The organism is Bradyrhizobium sp. 186 (assembly GCF_023101685.1).
Taxonomy (GTDB): domain Bacteria; phylum Pseudomonadota; class Alphaproteobacteria; order Rhizobiales; family Xanthobacteraceae; genus Bradyrhizobium.
Map to the genome: position 1 here is coordinate 1,428,779 of NZ_CP082164.1, position 15,587 is coordinate 1,444,365.

Annotated in this window: 12 protein-coding genes and 1 pseudogene; 11 read left to right on the plus strand and 2 right to left on the minus strand. The window is 64.6% G+C overall.

The window, feature by feature from the left end:
* Positions 1-42 precede the first annotated feature (42 nt).
* Together IVB18_RS06635 and IVB18_RS06640 are read left to right on the plus strand one after the other, a co-directional pair.
* Positions 43-1,647, plus strand: a complete 1,605-nt coding sequence (locus IVB18_RS06635; protein ID WP_247988415.1) for an ABC-F family ATP-binding cassette domain-containing protein — start codon at positions 43-45, stop codon at positions 1,645-1,647.
* 99 nt (positions 1,648-1,746) lie between these two features.
* Positions 1,747-2,487 carry an SDR family oxidoreductase gene (locus tag IVB18_RS06640; RefSeq protein WP_247988416.1) on the plus strand — a complete coding sequence of 247 codons (741 nt, stop codon included), beginning with the start codon at positions 1,747-1,749 and terminating at the stop codon, positions 2,485-2,487.
* 38 nt (positions 2,488-2,525) lie between these two features.
* On the opposite strand, the gene IVB18_RS06645 is transcribed toward IVB18_RS06640, so the two are convergent.
* Positions 2,526-3,860 carry a dicarboxylate/amino acid:cation symporter gene (locus IVB18_RS06645; protein WP_247988417.1) on the minus strand — a complete coding sequence of 445 codons (1,335 nt, stop codon included), beginning with the start codon at positions 3,858-3,860 and terminating at the stop codon, positions 2,526-2,528.
* 129 nt (positions 3,861-3,989) lie between these two features.
* On the opposite strand from IVB18_RS06645, the pseudogene IVB18_RS06650 reads away from it, so the two are divergent.
* The 8 genes and pseudogenes from IVB18_RS06650 (at position 3,990) to IVB18_RS06685 (ending at position 13,976) form a co-directional block, all read left to right on the plus strand.
* A pseudogene (locus IVB18_RS06650) lies at positions 3,990-5,320 on the plus strand (solute carrier family 23 protein).
* Positions 5,321-5,392: 72 nt separating this feature from the next.
* Positions 5,393-6,229 carry an SDR family oxidoreductase gene (locus tag IVB18_RS06655; protein ID WP_247988418.1) on the plus strand — a complete coding sequence of 279 codons (837 nt, stop codon included), beginning with the start codon at positions 5,393-5,395 and terminating at the stop codon, positions 6,227-6,229.
* A gap of 52 nt (positions 6,230-6,281) precedes the next feature.
* Positions 6,282-7,088: an NAD-dependent protein deacetylase gene (locus tag IVB18_RS06660; RefSeq protein ID WP_247988419.1), complete on the plus strand. Its 807-nt coding sequence runs from the start codon at positions 6,282-6,284 to the stop codon at positions 7,086-7,088.
* 156 nt (positions 7,089-7,244) lie between these two features.
* Positions 7,245-9,329: a hydantoinase/oxoprolinase family protein gene (locus IVB18_RS06665; RefSeq protein ID WP_247988420.1), complete on the plus strand. Its 2,085-nt coding sequence runs from the start codon at positions 7,245-7,247 to the stop codon at positions 9,327-9,329.
* Between the two features lie 2 nt (positions 9,330-9,331).
* Entirely contained in the window at positions 9,332-10,990 is a 1,659-nt protein-coding gene (locus IVB18_RS06670; protein ID WP_247988421.1) for a hydantoinase B/oxoprolinase family protein, read from the plus strand.
* 44 nt (positions 10,991-11,034) lie between these two features.
* Positions 11,035-12,033, plus strand: coding sequence for a TRAP transporter substrate-binding protein (locus IVB18_RS06675; protein WP_247988422.1), 999 nt, complete (start codon positions 11,035-11,037; stop codon positions 12,031-12,033).
* A 10-nt stretch (positions 12,034-12,043) separates the two neighbouring features.
* Positions 12,044-12,637, plus strand: a complete 594-nt coding sequence (locus IVB18_RS06680; RefSeq protein WP_247988423.1) for a TRAP transporter small permease — start codon at positions 12,044-12,046, stop codon at positions 12,635-12,637.
* 34 nt (positions 12,638-12,671) lie between these two features.
* Positions 12,672-13,976 carry a TRAP transporter large permease subunit gene (locus IVB18_RS06685; protein ID WP_247988424.1) on the plus strand — a complete coding sequence of 435 codons (1,305 nt, stop codon included), beginning with the start codon at positions 12,672-12,674 and terminating at the stop codon, positions 13,974-13,976.
* A gap of 52 nt (positions 13,977-14,028) precedes the next feature.
* Here IVB18_RS06685 and IVB18_RS06690 read toward each other — a convergent pair whose 3' ends face one another.
* Positions 14,029-14,673: a glutathione binding-like protein gene (locus IVB18_RS06690; RefSeq protein ID WP_247988425.1), complete on the minus strand. Its 645-nt coding sequence runs from the start codon at positions 14,671-14,673 to the stop codon at positions 14,029-14,031.
* 115 nt (positions 14,674-14,788) lie between these two features.
* Between IVB18_RS06690 and IVB18_RS06695 the strand changes: the two genes are divergently transcribed.
* The gene (locus tag IVB18_RS06695) at positions 14,789-15,442 is read left to right on the plus strand and encodes a TetR/AcrR family transcriptional regulator (RefSeq protein WP_247988426.1); all 654 of its coding nucleotides are present in this window, start codon (positions 14,789-14,791) and stop codon (positions 15,440-15,442) included.
* The last annotated feature ends 145 nt before the right edge of the window (positions 15,443-15,587 follow it).

A 15,587-nucleotide genomic window follows, 5' to 3' on the forward strand; every position in this document is an offset into this window, starting at 1 on the left:
CCCCGACCGCAAAGCCGACCTGCCTTGCTCACGGGGAATTCCATGCCTGCTTCAATCGTCCTGTCCCGCCTGTCGCTGTCCACGCCTGACGGCTGTTCTCTCCTTTCCGACATCGACCTGACATTCAGCGCCGAGCGAACCGGCCTCGTCGGTCGCAATGGCGTTGGAAAATCCATCCTGCTCGCGTCGATCACGAGAGAGCACGTTCCTCAGTCAGGACGCGTTCTCGTCAACGGAACGGTTGGGCTGTTGCGCCAGGACGCCCAGCTCCCTGCGGCCGCGACGGTGATCGACCTGTTCGGTGCACGACGCGCCCTGGCGCTATTTCGCCGGGCCGAGCGCGGCGATGCCTCGGCCGACGAAGTCGCCGACGTCGACTGGACTCTCGAAACGCGGCTTGCGTCCGCCCTTGCGCGTGTCGGGTTCGAACTCGCTCCCGACACGGAGCTGTCCTGCTTGTCGGGCGGCCAGGTCACAAGAGTTCGTCTCGCCGCGCTGGTCTTCGCAGAGCCGAACTTCCTGCTCCTGGACGAGCCCACCAACAATCTCGATCGGGATGGACGCAGAGCCGTGATTGAGCTGCTCGCCGCCTGGCGCGGCGGCGCGATCGTCGTCAGCCATGACCGGGATCTGCTCGAGACGATGGACGCCATCGTCGAGCTGACGTCGCTTGGAGCCTCGCGATATGGCGGCAACTGGAGCAGGTACCGCGAACAGAAGTCCGTCGAACTCGATGCTATCAGGCACGATCTCGCCCATGCCGAGAAGCGTCTGCTCGAGATCGGCAGCAGTGCGCAGGAAGCAGCCGAAAGGAAAGCGCGCAAGGACAGCGGCGGAAAGAAGAAACGCGCCAAGGGCGACATGCCGCGCATTCTGGCCGGTGCGCGCAGGGATCGCAGCGAGGATAGCGGCGGAAAGAATGCGCAGATCGCCGAGAGGCGGCGCGTCAACGCGCTTGACGCGGTCGATACTGCGCGTCGGCGCATCGAGATTCTTCAGCCGCTATCCGTTAAACTGCCCTCGACGCATCTGCCTGCGGGACGGGAGATGGTTTGGTTCGATCAGGTCCGCGCGGGCTATCGGCCGGAGCGGCCGGTCTTGCGCGATCTATCGCTCTCGATCATCGGGCCGGAGCGCGTAGCAATTGTCGGGCCGAACGGCTCGGGCAAGACCACGCTGCTGAAGCTCATTGCCGGAGAGATGCATCCTGTTGCGGGCACCGTGCGGGTCAAGCCCGGTTTCGAGCTGTTCGACCAGAAGGTCAGCCTGCTCGATCCCGCGGTCTCCATCCTGGACAATTTTGGGCGCCTCAATCCAGGGGCGGGTGCGAATGAGTGCCACGCCGCCCTGGCTCGCTTCATGTTTCGCGCCGATGCGGCCCTGCAGATTGTCGGGAGCCTGAGCGGCGGTCAATTGTTTCGCGCAGGTCTCGCCTGCGTGTTGGGCGGGTCGACGCCGCCATCTCTGCTGATCCTGGATGAGCCGACCAATCATCTGGATATCGAGTCCATCGAAGCCGTCGAAGCAGGACTGCGGGCCTATGACGGCGCGCTGCTCGTCGTCAGTCATGATGAGGCGTTCTTGCGGGCAATAGGGATTACGCGCCGGCTCGATCTCGCCGACCAAGCAGATTGTTCGGCCGGATAGAACTATGATGCCGGTCGGGGGCAGATGATCTTTCGCCCTGGAAGGAGCAAATCCATCCGTGTCAGCCCGCCAACGCGGCGCGGAACCACGGAGAAGGCAATGTCCAACGCAAACGGAAAAGTCGCTGTTGTCACCGGTGGCTCGCGCGGCATCGGCGCCGTGATCGCCGATCGGCTCGCCGGTGACGGCTTTGCGGTCGTCATCAATTATGTGGGCAGTGCTGCGGAGGCGGAAGCGCTGGCCAGCAAGATCAAGCAGGCCAATGGCCGCGCGATCGCCGCGCAGGCCGACGTCAGCGACGCGGGTGCGGTGGAACGCATGTTCGATACGGCGGAGGCCGCGTTCGGCGGCGTCGACGTGCTGGTCAACAATGCGGGCATCATGCGGCTCGCGGCGATCGCCGATGCCGACGAAACCGTCTTCGACAGCCAGATCGCCATCAATCTGAAGGGCACCTTCAATACGTTGCGCGAGGCCGCGCGCCGGCTGCGCAATGGCGGTCGCATCGTCAATCTATCGTCGAGCCAGGTCGGCCTTCTGTCTCCGACCTATGGCATCTATGCCGCGACCAAGGCGGCGGCCGAAGCCTTGACGCATGTGCTGGCCAAGGAGCTGCGCGGGCGCAACATCACCGTGAACGCCGTCGCACCGGGACCGACCGCAACAAAGCTCTTCCTCGATGGCAAGACGAAGGAGGTGATCGATCACCTCAGCAAGCTCGCGCCGCTGGAGCGGCTTGGCCAGCCTTCGGATGTCGCTGGGACGGTCTCGTTCCTCGTCGGCCCCGACGGCGGCTGGATCAACGGCCAGGTGCTGCGCGCCAATGGCGGGATCATCTGATCCCCCGGCCGATGGAGGTTGTGGCTGATTTGCGCGTCCTACGTTGACGCACTGCCGCCCGGTTCAAGCGCCTCGCCCATCTCCAGCGGATGGGCCATGGTCTGGTGCAGCGCGTCCCTGTCGAGCTCGCCCTCGGAGATGCTGATGACGACGCAGGCAACACCGTTGCCGATCAAATTGGTCAGCGCGCGGCATTCGCTCATGAACTTGTCGATGCCGACCAGGATCGCGATCGACTGGATCGGAATATCAGGGACGATCGAGAGCGTGGCGGCGAGCGTGATGAAACCGGCGCCGGTCACGCCCGAAGCGCCCTTCGAGGTGATCATGGCGATGCCGAGAACACCGAGCTCCTGCCAGATGGTCAGATGCGTGTTGGTCGCCTGCGCCAGGAACAGAGTGGCCAGCGTCATGTAGATGTTGGTGCCGTCGAGGTTGAAGCTGTAGCCGGTCGGGATGACGAGGCCGACCACCGAGCGCGAGGCGCCGAGATGCTCCATCTTCTGGATCATCTGCGGCAGCACCGTCTCGGACGAGGAGGTGCCGAGCACGATCAGCAGTTCGTCCTTGATGTAGGCGATGAAACGCAGGATCGAGAAGCCCGAGAGCCGCGCGATTGAACCCAGCACGATCAGCACGAACAGCATGCTGGTCAAATAAAACGTGCCGATCAGCGCGGCGAGGTTGAGCAGCGAGCCAAGGCCGTAGGCGCCGACGGTGAACGCCATCGCGCCGAAGGCGCCGATCGGGGCGACGCGCACGATGATGCGGATGATGCCGAAGAACATCTTTGCGGCCTTGTCGACCGCGTCCGCGATCGGCTCGCCGGCCTTGCCGAGGAAGGCGATGGCGAAGCCCGACAGGATCGAGATCAGGAGCACCTGGAGCAGGTCGCCGCGCGCGACCGCGCCGAAATAGCTGTCGGGGATGATCGCCATCAGGTGGGCGACGAGGCCCTCTTCCTTCGCCTTGGTGACGTAGGTCGCGACCGACTTCGGATCGATCGTGGACGGATCGATGTTGAAGCCGTGCCCAGGCTGGAGCACCTCGCCGACGAGCAGGCCGACGGCGAGCGCCACCGTCGAGACCGTCTCGAAATAGATCAGCGACTTCAGTCCGACCCGCCCGACCCGCTTGAGGTCGCCCATCGAGGAGATGCCGTGCACCACGGTGCAGAAGATCACCGGTGCGATCATCATCTTGATCAGTGCGATGAAACCATCGCCGAGCGGCTTTAGCGCCTTGCCAAGATCGGGATAGGAATAGCCGATGAGCACTCCGAGTGCGATCGCGATCAGGACCTGGATATAGAGGATCTTGTACCAGGGCTGATGCCGGCGATGGACGGCTGGCTGGATCGCAATCTGTGTCATATGGTATGCCCCGGAACGCATTGATCTTGCATGATTTACATCATCATGTGATGGCCGCCGCAGAAGCGACAATCACATTTTTGTCGGTTTGCACGAACATCGATCGCTGCACCGCAACTCGGGGGGAACATGTCGACTGCATCGGGCTCTGAAGAGCAAGCGCAACGCGATTCTCCAAAACGCTATTTTCCAGATTGGAAACTGAAGACCTCCGGCGTGATCATGCCCGAGGAGCGGCTGCCGCTGGGACAGACGATTGTCGCCGGCTTCCAGCACGGCGTTGCGATGTCGGGCGGAACCATCATCGCGCCGCTGCTGATGGGCTTCGATCCCAATGTTGCGTTGTTGTTCTCCGGCGTCGGCACGCTGATCTTCTTCGTGGCCGTCGCGGGACGCGTGCCGAGCTATCTCGGCTCGAGCTTCGCCTTCATCGCCGTCGTCATCGCCGCCACCGGCTATGCCGGGCACGGATCGAACCCGAACCTGTCGGTCGCGCTCGGCGGGATCATCGGGGCCGACGTGCTGTACGGCGTGATCGCGCTAATCGTGATGTGGTCGGGCCTCAGTTGGGTCGAGCGATTGATGCCGCCGGTCGTCACCGGCGCCGTGGTCGCAGCCATCGGCCTCAATCTCGCGCCCGTCGCCGTCAAATCGGTGAGCGGCAGCTCGTTCGATACCTGGATCGGGCTGCTGACCGTGCTGATCATCGGCGTGGTCGCCGTGGCGGCCCCGGGCCTTTGGCGTCGTCTGCCGATCATCCTCGGTGCGATCGGCGGATATTTGCTGTACTGGCTGCTCGCGAACGGCTTTGGCTTGGGCAAGCCGATCGACTTAGCGCAGCTCTCGGCCGCGTCGTGGATCGGCCTGCCGAATTTCACCACGCCGAGCTTCCAGGCCGATGCAATTGTTCTGATCGCGCCGGTCGCGATCATCCTCGTCGCCGAGAACCTCGGCCACATCAAGGCCATCGGCGCGATGACGGGACGAAGCCTCGACGGCTTCCTTGGCCGTGCGCTGTTGGGCGACAGCCTGGCAACGATCGTGTCGGCCTGCGGCGGCGGCACAGGTGTTACGACCTATGCCGAGAACATCGGCGTGATGGCGGCGACGAAGGTCTATTCAACGCTGCTGTTTGCCTTTGCGGCCACGGTTCGATCCTGCTCGGCTTCTCGCCGAAATTCGGCGCGCTGATCCTGTCGATCCCGGGTCCTGTGATCGGCGGCCTCTCTATCGTGCTGTTCGGACTGATCGCCGCGATGGCGGGCCGGATCTGGGTCGAGAACAAGGTCGACTTCGCAAATCCTGCCAACCTGATCACCGTCGCAGTGGCGTTGACTGCAGGCGCCGGCGACCTCACGCTCAAGTTCGGTGCGTTCACCATCGGTGGGATCGGCACCGCAACCTTTGGCGCCATCATCCTGTACCAGATCCTGACTTCACTCGCGCGCCGCGCGGAGTGAATCCCAGGGATGCGCTGAGGGATGGAACAAAACACGCCTTCCGTCGATGATGAGGCATTCCGGAGAGAACCCATGCCGCAAACCGATCGCTCAACCCAGTTTCCCTCGCGCCTTGTCGGCCAATGTGTGCTGGTGACCGGCGCCTCCCAGGGCATCGGCCGCGCCGTGGCCATTCGGCTTGCCCAGGAAGGCGCGACGGTTGCCATCAACTATTTCGGTCATCCCGAGAAAGCCGAGGAGACGCTCGCGCTCGCACGGACGGCATCGAGCGACCGTGGCCACGGCAGGCTCGATCATTTCATCGTCAAGGCCGACGTCGGCAACGAGCAGGAAATCGCCGCGATGTTCGAGACGATCCTGGCGCGCTGGAAGCGACTCGACTGTCTCGTCAACAATGCCGGCTTCCAGCGGGAATCGCCGAGTGAGGAGCTCGACGTCGAAACCTATCGCCGCATCATCGACGTCAATCTCAATGGCGCCGTGCTCTGCGCGCAGAAGGCGCTCGCGCATTTCGTCGCGCGCGGCGGAGGCGGCAACATCATCAACTGCTCCAGCGTCCACCAGATCATTCCGAAGCCGGGCTATCTCGCCTATTCGATCAGCAAGGGCGGCATGGCCAATCTGACGCGCACCTTAGCGCTCGAATTCGCAGGCCGTGGCATTCGCGTCAACGCGGTCGGGCCGGGCGCGATCGATACGCCGATCAACGCGGCATGGACCGGCGATCCCGAAAAGCGCGGCGGCGTCACCAGCCACATCCCGCTCGGACGCGTCGGAACACCGGAGGAGATCGCCGCCGTGTTCGCCTTCCTCGCCTCGGATGATGCGAGCTACATCACCGGGCAGACCATCTACGCCTGTGGAGGCCTGACGTTGTTTCCGGAATTTCGCGAGAACTGGGCGAGTTAGTGGGCTTCCTGGCCATCTGGCAAAAGCGGTCGGCGCAGACTACATCTGCGCCATGGCAAAACCCCCGCTCGAAGATTTCGTTGACCGGCACGAGCGTCTGTTCGTGCTGACCGGGGCCGGCTGTAGCACGAATTCGGGCATCCCCGACTATCGCGACAGCCAAGGCAACTGGAAACGAACCCAGCCGGTCAACTTCCAAGCTTTCATGACGGAGGAGCGCACGCGCCAACGCTATTGGGCACGCAGCCTGATCGGATGGCGGCGGTTCGGCCAGGCCCGCCCGAACGACGCACATCACGCGCTCGCCCGTCTCGAGGCGGACGGGCGGTGTGGCATGCTCCTGACCCAGAACGTCGACCGGCTGCATCAATCCGCCGGCCACCGGCAGGTGATCGATCTGCATGGCCGGCTCGATCTGGTCCGTTGCATGGGATGCGGCGGGAAGACCCCGCGCAATGAATTCCAGGATGTGCTTGGCCGCGCTAATGCGGGATGGCTGGCGCTCGATGCCGCGGATGCGCCCGACGGCGACGCTGATCTGGAGGAGGCGGATTTCTCCTCGTTCGAGGTGCCGGCCTGCGAGTCCTGCGGCGGCATTCTCAAGCCCGACGTCGTGTTCTTCGGCGAGAACGTGCCCCGCGACGTCGTCTCGACCGCGCAGGATCATCTGGAGCAGGCCGACGCCATGCTGGTCGTCGGCTCCTCGCTGATGGTCTATTCCGGCTTCCGCTTCGTGCAGACGGCCGCGCGCCGGAAAATTCCGATCGCCGCGGTCAATCTCGGGCGCACCCGTGCGGACGATCTGCTCACGCTCAAGATCGAGCAGCGCTGCGAAGCGGCGCTTGCATTCCTGCTCTGAATGCGCGCGAGGCGAACACGGCTTGCCTATTGCAGCTTGCCTATTGCATAGGTGCCAAGCAGAATAGCCGGACGCAGCGTTGCAAGCGCCGTCGCTGGCATGGAAATTGCTGCGCTTTTGTCCCCAGTCTTGACGATCAGCACGGAGAATTTTGGAATGCTTGAGGGAGCCGAGGTGCGGCTTGCCGTCGATATCGGTGGCACGTTCACGGATATCGTGCTGGACATGGGGCAGAATCGCAAGACGCGCAAGCTGCTGACGACGCCCGCGCGCCCCGAAGAAGCGGTGCTGGACGGGATGCGTCTCATTCTGGCCGATGCGCGCGCACACATCAGCGACATCGATGTCTTCATTCACGGCACCACGCTCGCGACCAACGCCATCATCGAGCGGCGCGGCGCGAAGACGGCGCTGGTCGCGACCGAAGGCTTTCGAGACGTGCTCGATATCGGCACCGAGAGCCGTTACGACCAATACGACCTCGCGATCGACAAGCCGAGGCCGCTGGCGCCGCGGAACTTGCGCTTCACCGTTCCCGAGCGCATCGACGCGCATGGTGCCGTCCGCCTCCCGCTCGACGAAGCCGCGGTGCGCGCGCTCGCGCCGAAGTTGCGCGCGCTGAACGTCGAAAGCGTCGCGATCGCCTTCCTGCATTCCTACGCCAATCCTGAGCATGAGCGGCGCGCGGCTGCAATCCTCGAGGAGGAGATGCCCGGTGTCTCCGTGACGGCGTCCTCTTCCGTGTGCCCGGAAATTCGCGAATATGAGCGCACCTCGACCGCGGTCGCCAATGCCTATGTGCAGCCCTTGATCGCTGGCTATCTCGCGCGCATGGCGGACGCATTGCAGGTCGAGCAGTTTCGCGGCGCGATCTATCTCGTGACCTCGGGCGGCGGCGTCACCTCGATCGAGACGGCGCGGCGATTTCCGGTGCGCCTGGTCGAATCCGGGCCTGCCGGCGGTGCCATTTTCGCTGCGCAGATCGCCGCGCGTCTCGGCGAGAGCAAGGTGCTGTCCTTCGACATGGGTGGCACCACCGCAAAAATCTGCCTGATCGAGAAGTACCAGCCCGAGACCTCGCGCGTGTTCGAGGTCGATCGTGCCGCGCGTTTCCTGAAAGGCTCCGGCCTGCCGGTGCGCATTCCCGTGATCGAGATGGTCGAGATCGGCGCCGGCGGCGGCTCCATCGCGCATGTCGACGCCATGAAGCGCGTCACCGTCGGCCCCGAAAGCGCCTCGTCGGAGCCGGGCCCCGCCTGCTACGGCCGCGGCGGCCTGCGCCCAGCCGTGACGGATGCGGACGTCGCGCTTGGCATGATCGATCCCGACGACTTCGCAGGCGGTACGATCAAGCTCAGCCCGGAGCTTTCGAAACAGGCGCTGCTGCGTGCCGTCGGCGAGCCGCTGGGTCTATCGGCGGAAACCGCGGCTTACGCCGTGCACGAGGTCGTCTGCGAGAACATGGCGAGCGCGGCGCGCGTGCATGCGGTCGAGCGTGGCGCGGTGGTCGGCCAACATACGCTGATCGCCTTTGGTGGCGCCGCGCCGCTGCATGCGGCGCGTGTTGCCGAGAAGATCGGCGTCTCTCGCGTGATTGTGCCGTCGAATGCCGGTGTCGGCTCCGCGGTCGGATTCCTTGCCGCTCCCATCGCCTATGAGCTGGTGCGCAGCCGTCACGTCCGGCTCGATGATTTCGACACCGAGGCGGTCTCCGACCTCTTGCAGGAGATGGCGACCGAAGCCCGCGCGCTGGTCGAGCCCGGTGCCGCCGGCGCGCCGGTGCGCGAACGGCGCGCCGCTTTCATGCGCTATGTCGGCCAGGGCCATGAGATCTCGATCGCGCTGCCGAACCGGCCGTTGGCGACGACCGATCTCGCCGGCCTGCGCCAACAGTTCGAGGCGGATTATGCGGCGATGTTCGAGCGGCCGATCCCGGGTGCTGCGATCGAGGTCTTGAGCTGGTCGGTGCTCGCCACCACTGAGGCGCGCAATCCGCCGGTCGTCGCTGGCGTTACGCGCAAGCCCGCCGGCAAGGCGTCCGGTAGCCGCAAATTCTTCGACGGCCGGGCAGGGGAGGTGATCGAGATCCCGCTCTATCGCCGCGAGGACATGGCGCCGGGCGCGACGATTGCGGGCCCCGCCGTGATCGCCGAGGACGAGACATCAACTTTTGTCTCGACCAGTTTTGACGCCCATATCGACGGTGCCGGCAGCATCGTCATGGAACGGAAGGCGGCCTAACCATGAGCAAGCCAAGCGGCGCGAGCCTGATCGACCTCCAGATCATGTGGCACCGGCTGATCGCCGTGGTCGAGGAGCAGGCGCAGGTGCTTTTGCGCACGGCCTTCAGCCCGATCGTGCGTGAATGCGGCGACCTCTCGGCCGGCGTGTTCGACCTCAAGGGGCGGATGCTGGCGCAGGCGGTGACGGGCACGCCCGGCCACGTCAACTCGATGGCCGAATCGGTCAAGCACTTCATCGCGCAGTTTCCGATCGAGACGATGAAGGAGGGCGACGCCTACATCACCAACGATCCCTGGATGGGCACCGGTCATCTCAACGATTTCGTCGTCACCACGCCCTGCTTCAAGGACGGCAAGCCGGTCGCGCTGTTCTCCTGCACCAGTCATCTCATGGACATCGGCGGCATCGGCTTCGGGCCCGACGCCACCGACGTGTTCATGGAGGGGCTCTACATCCCCATGCTGAAGCTGATCGACCAGGGCGTCGTCAACGAGACGCTGATGGCGATGATCCGCACCAACACGCGCCTGCCGATCGACACCGAGGGCGACACCTATTCGCTCGCCGGCTGCAACGATGTCGGCTGCGAGCGCCTGGTCGAGATGATGACCGAGTTCGGCATCGACACGCTCGATGAGCTCGGCGACTACATCTGCGACCGCTCGCGCGAGGCCGTGCTGGCCGAGATCGCCAAGCTGCCGAAGGGAAGCTGGCGCAACAGCATGGTCGTCGACGGCTATGATGCGCCGGTCACGCTGGCCGCGACGCTGACCATTTCCGATGCGGGTATTCACGTCGACTTCGACGGCACTTCGGCCGCCTCGAAGTTCGGCATCAACGTGCCCTTGTCCTACACCACGGCCTACACCGTGTTCGGCCTCGGCTGCGTCGTCGCCTCGCAGATCCCGAACAATGCCGGCTCGCTCTCGCCGCTGACGGTGTCGGCTCCCCCTGGCGCGATCCTCAATGCGCCGAAGCCCGCGCCGGTGGCTTCGCGCCACATCGTCGGCCAGATGCTGCCCGACGTCGTATTCGGCTGCCTGCGCCAGATCATTCCCGAGGACGTGCCGGCGGAAGGCACCTCCTGCCTGTGGAATCTCAACGTGCGCGGACAGACCCGCAGCGGCGCCGGCGGCAATTACGGATTCTCGATGGCGGTGACCAGCAATGGCGGCACCGGCGCGCGCTTTGCGAAGGACGGGTTGTCGGCCACCGCCTATCCCAGCGGCGTCCGCGGCACGCCGGTGGAGATCGCGGAGACGCAGACGCCTTTGATCTTCTGGCGCAAGGAGCTGCGGCCGGATTCCGGCGGGGCAGGGCGCACCCGCGGCGGACTTGGCCAGATCATCGAGGTCGGCAGCGGCGTCGATGCGCCGTTCGATATTCTCGCGGCATTCGACCGCATCGATCATCCGCCGCGCGGGCGCGACGGCGGCCGTGACGGCGAGGCCGGCTATGTCGGCCTGAAGTCCGGAAAGAAGCTGCGCGGCAAGGGCTTTCAGCAGGTGCCGCCGGACGACCGGCTGGTGGTGCTGACGCCCGGCGGCGCCGGCATCGGCGATCCCCGGCAGCGCGCGCAGACGGCCGTCAATGACGACGTCGAAAGCGGCCTGGTGTCCTCAGAGAATGCAGTTGCGGTTTACGGGTACGCGCGGTGACGAGCCGGCAACCGCGTGCCGATGTCAGTGAAACGGAGAGGCGAATGATCACGCGACGGACCTTCACCGCGGGCGCAGCCACGCTGCTCGCCGCCACCCAGATCTCCACCCGCGCGCGGGCGGCAACCGTAAGCTGGGACATGTCGACGGTCTGGCCCGACGGCAATTTCCACACCCAGAACGCGTTTGCTTTCGCGGAAGAGGTCAAGAAGCAGACCGAGGGCGCGGTCAGCATCACCGTGAAGGCCGGCGGCCAGCTCGGCTTCAAGGGACCCGAGCACCTGCGCGCCGTGCGCGACGGCCTGGTGCCGCTCGCCGACGTCCTCAACATCCAGCAGGTTGGCGACGAGCCTTTCATGGGCGTCGAGAGCATCCCGTTCCTGTGCAGCTCGATGGACGAATTGAAGGTGCTGCACAAACATGTGCGGCCCGAATACGAGAAGGTTGCCGCGCGCAACAACCAGAAGATCCTCTACATCGTGCCGTGGCCGACGCAGTATCTGCACCTCAAGGTCAAGATCGCCGACGTCGACGGGTTGAAGAACATCAAGATCCGCGTGCCCGACAAGGGTGCCGTCGACATGCTGTCCGCCGTTGGCATGGCGCCGATCATGATCCCCTGGGGTGAAACGATTCCCGCGCTGGCCTCGGGAGCAGTGTCGGGCGTCTCCACCTCCGCGGTGTCGGGCGTCGACGGCAAGTTCTGGGAATTCCTGAAATACGTCTACCCGACCAACCATGTCTGGTCGTCGCAGATGCTCACCGTCAATCTCGATTCCTGGAAGGCGCTGAGCAGCGACCAGCAGCAACAGGTCGCAGCCATTGCCGCGAAGATGGAGCCGGCTTTCTGGGCGAACTCGCTCAAGGCCGACGTCGACAGCCTCAACCGCCTTAAGGAGGGCGGCATGGAGGTAGTGCCGGTCACGGCTGCGATGATGACGGACATCCGAGCCAAGACCGCGCCGCAGCTCGATGCCTTCCTCAAGCGGGTGCCGGCGGCGGACAAGCCGGTGCGGGCCTATCTCGCCGAAATGAAGCGCTGAGGATTTCGCGGTGACGACTGTCCTGCCCGCAGCTCCCCAAAGCCTCAATGCGGCGGCGCCGGCGCCGCTGCGGCTTCTGCTCGACGGCATCGATCGTCTCGGCCGGCTCGACGGCTGGATCGGCGGCGGCTGTCTGTTGACGCTGACGCTGTTGATGCTGTGCGAGGTCGCGACCCGCTTCCTCTCCAACTTCCTTCCGTTCTTTCCGCCGACGATCTCGATCGCCTGGGAATATTCCTCCTACCTGATGGCGGCGTCTTTCACCTTCGGCGCGGCGATGACGCTGCGCGTCGGCGGCCACATCCGCGTCGTGCTGCTGCTGAAGAACGTGCCGCCGCTGGTGCAGCGTACGATGGAAATCCTCTCGGCGGCCGCAGGCTTCACCTTCATGGCCTTCCTGACATCGGCCATGGCAAAATTCGCCTGGGGCGCGTTCGCCCGCGGCCAGGTGTCGACCTCGAGCGACACCCCGCTGTGGTTTCCGCAGGCCGTCGTCACTTTCGGAATGCTGCTGCTCACGCTTCAGTTCCTCGCGCGCGCGATCCAGGCGGTGCTCGGCCTGCCGCTGGAGGATCATCGCATGAAGGCCTCTCCCGTCGAATGATCGCGCTCGCGCCTGTGACCGGATACCGGATTCCATGACCATCGAAGTCGTCGCCTTGTTCGTGATTCTCTTTGCGCTGCTGGCGGGAGGCTTGTGGATCGGCCTGACGCTTGCGCTCACCGCGACGCTGCTGCTCGCGACGTTCCGCTCGATCCCGCTCGACAAGCTCTTGCCGCAATACGCCTGGAACATCCTGACCACGCAGGAGCTGCTGGCGCTGCCGTTGTTCATCCTCATGGGCGAGCTGCTGTTCCGCACGCGTCTGTCGCGCTCGCTGTTTCAGGGGCTCGCGCCATGGGCCGGACTGCTGCCGGGCCGCCTTCTGCATGTGAACGTGATCGGCTGCACCATCTTCGCGGCGATCTCGGGCTCCTCGGCCGCGACCACGCAGGTGATCGGCCGCATGTCGCTCAACGAGCTCGTGCGCCGCGGCTATTCGCGTGACATCGCGATCGGCTCGCTCGCCGGCGCCGGCACGCTCGGCTTTCTGATTCCGCCGTCCAACATCATGATCATCTACGGCGTGCTCGGCGACGTCTCTATCTTGAAGCTTTTCACGGCCGGCGTCCTGCCGGGCCTGCTGCTGGCCGCCACCTTCATGGGCTGGGTCATGCTGCACACGACCCTCAACGGCACGCTGGTGCCGGAGAGCGAAGCAAAACTATCGCAGGTGCCGTGGCGCGAGCGCTTCGCCGCGCTGAAGGACCTCGCACCGGCGCTGTTCCTGATCGCCTGCGTGCTCGGCTCGATGTATGGCGGGCTCGCGACTCCCTCGGAAGCCGCTGCCGTCGGCGTGCTCGGCGCGGCGCTGGTCGCCTGGGCGCAAGGCTCGATGTCGCAGCAGGTGATACGCGACGTGCTGATCGGCTCCGTCGTCACCTGCTCGATGATCGCGCTGATCGTGCTCGGCGCCTCGATCCTCGGCAACGCGGCGGCCTTCCTCGGCATCCCGCAGGCGGTCGCCGCCTTCGTCAAGGGCCTGGGGTTGTCGCCCTTCATGCTGATCGTCGTGCTGATCATCTTCTATCTCATCCTCGGCTGCTTCCTCGACGGCTTCTCGATGATCGTGATGACCTTGCCGATCGTGCTGCCGATCGTGAAGGGGGCGGGCTTCGACGAAATCTGGTTCGGCATCTTCCTGGTGCTCGCGGTCGAGATGGCGCAGATCACGCCGCCGGTCGGGTTCAATCTGTTCGTCATCCAGGGCCTGACCGATGACGGCCTCGGCTACATCGCGCGCGTCACGATGCCATACTTGCTCATCATGGTCGGCTTCGTGCTGCTGCTGACGCTCTGGCCCGGCATCGTCACGATCCTGCCAAGGGTGCTGTACGGATAAAGCTGCGCCGTCCCGGCCGTGGAGCCGGGACGGCGTCTCAATCGATCGGGCTTTACGCCGCCGCCTTCTTCCGGGCCTGCTCGGCCTTGTAAAGCTCGAACTCCTCCGCGATCGCCTTCGCGACCGAGGGCCGCGCGCGCAGGCGTTCGTAGTAGGCTTTCAGGTTCGGCCATTTCGCGAGCTCGATCGGCGGCGTCGCCATGGTCCAGTTGATGACCGTGACCAGGTAGGCATCGGCGACGCTGAAATGATCGAGCAGGAAGTCGCGGCCCTTCAGGTAGTTGTCGAGATAGTCCAGCCGCGACAGGTTCTTCTCCAGCACGTAGGCTTTTGCGTCCTGCGGCGCCTTGCGGTCGAGCACGGGCACGAACAGGCCCTTGTGCAGCTCGGTCCCGATGAAGCAGAGCCATTGATGCAGGCGTGTGCGATCGATGCCGGGTCGCGTGCCGATGCCGGACTGCGGGAAGAGGTCGGCGATGTATTGCAGGATCGCCGCGTTCTCGGTCAGCACCACGCCCTCGTCGGTGCGCAGCGTCGGCACCAGGCCGATCGGGTTCACGGCGCGGAAGTCGGAGCCGTCGTTCAGCACTGTCTTGGTCGGCGGATCGACTTCGAGATAGTTCGCCTCGGCGCCGGCCTCATACAGCGCGACGCGGGTCGCCATCGAACAGGCGAGCGGCGAGAAATAAAGATCCATCTTTAGCCTCCTTGGGCAATTCCTTGAGTGTTTCTTCGGGAGTCGCGCAACCTGGCCAGATTGATTTTTGTACTGTCTTGCATATTATATCGACGGTCAAGGATTATCTTGCGAAATGGTACAAAAATCGAAGGCTCCACCTGCCGTGCCCGGGCAGCCCAAACGCCGCGGACGTCCGCGCGCCTACGAGCCCGACGTTGCGCTCGGCAAGGCGCTCGATCTGTTCCGCACCCAGGGGTTTGCGGCGACCTCGCTCGATGATCTCAGCGAAGCCACCGGCATGAACCGGCCGAGCCTCTATGGCGCCTTCGGTGACAAGCGCGAGCTCTATATCAAGAGCTACCAGCGCTACCGCGAGGACGCGCGGGCGTCGATGGTCGCGATCTTCCGTGAGGAGATGCCGCTGCGCCAGCGGCTGGAGCGCATCTTCGCCTCAGCGCTGAACATCTATCTTTCCGGCGAAACCGGTCCACGCGGCTGCTTCACGGTGGTCACCGCGGCATCCGAAGCCGTCAGCGATCCCGACATCCGCGCCATGGTGCTGGACGGCTTGTCAGAGCTCGACAAGGCCTTTGCCAATTGCTTCCGGCGAGCGAAGGAAAAGGGCGAGTTACCCGAGACGGCCGATCCCGCCGTGCTGGCGCAACTCGCATCGGCAACGGTGCACTCAATCGCCATCCGCTCCCGAGCCCGCGTGTCGCGCAAGGAACTGGAAGCGATCGTGAAGGGCGCGATCGATGTGATGGTGGGAGCTGGCGCCAAAACTTGAGCCGTCGCCCCGGACAGGCGCGCTAAATCTCCGAAGTCGTCCTGGCGAAAGCCAGGACCCATTACCGCAAGATGCTGTTTGGCGAAGATTCAGGGTGACAGCTTCGCGCTGCAACTTCTCCCTGGGGTAATGGGTCCTGGCTTTC

Excerpts from the sequence above, each read along its gene's own strand:
- IVB18_RS06665 (WP_247988420.1), top strand. The coding sequence starts at position 7,245 with ATGCTTGAGGGAGCCGAGGTGCGGCTTGCCGTCGATATCGGTGGCACG.
- IVB18_RS06655 (WP_247988418.1), top strand. The coding sequence starts at position 5,393 with ATGCCGCAAACCGATCGCTCAACCCAGTTTCCCTCGCGCCTTGTCGGC.
- IVB18_RS06640 (WP_247988416.1), top strand. The coding sequence starts at position 1,747 with ATGTCCAACGCAAACGGAAAAGTCGCTGTTGTCACCGGTGGCTCGCGC.
- IVB18_RS06685 (WP_247988424.1), top strand. The coding sequence starts at position 12,672 with ATGACCATCGAAGTCGTCGCCTTGTTCGTGATTCTCTTTGCGCTGCTG.
- IVB18_RS06660 (WP_247988419.1), top strand. The coding sequence starts at position 6,282 with ATGGCAAAACCCCCGCTCGAAGATTTCGTTGACCGGCACGAGCGTCTG.
- IVB18_RS06695 (WP_247988426.1), top strand. The coding sequence starts at position 14,789 with ATGGTACAAAAATCGAAGGCTCCACCTGCCGTGCCCGGGCAGCCCAAA.
- IVB18_RS06675 (WP_247988422.1), top strand. The coding sequence starts at position 11,035 with ATGATCACGCGACGGACCTTCACCGCGGGCGCAGCCACGCTGCTCGCC.
- IVB18_RS06635 (WP_247988415.1), top strand. The coding sequence starts at position 43 with ATGCCTGCTTCAATCGTCCTGTCCCGCCTGTCGCTGTCCACGCCTGAC.
- IVB18_RS06670 (WP_247988421.1), top strand. The coding sequence starts at position 9,332 with ATGAGCAAGCCAAGCGGCGCGAGCCTGATCGACCTCCAGATCATGTGG.
- IVB18_RS06690 (WP_247988425.1), bottom strand. The coding sequence starts at position 14,673 with ATGGATCTTTATTTCTCGCCGCTCGCCTGTTCGATGGCGACCCGCGTC.
- IVB18_RS06645 (WP_247988417.1), bottom strand. The coding sequence starts at position 3,860 with ATGACACAGATTGCGATCCAGCCAGCCGTCCATCGCCGGCATCAGCCC.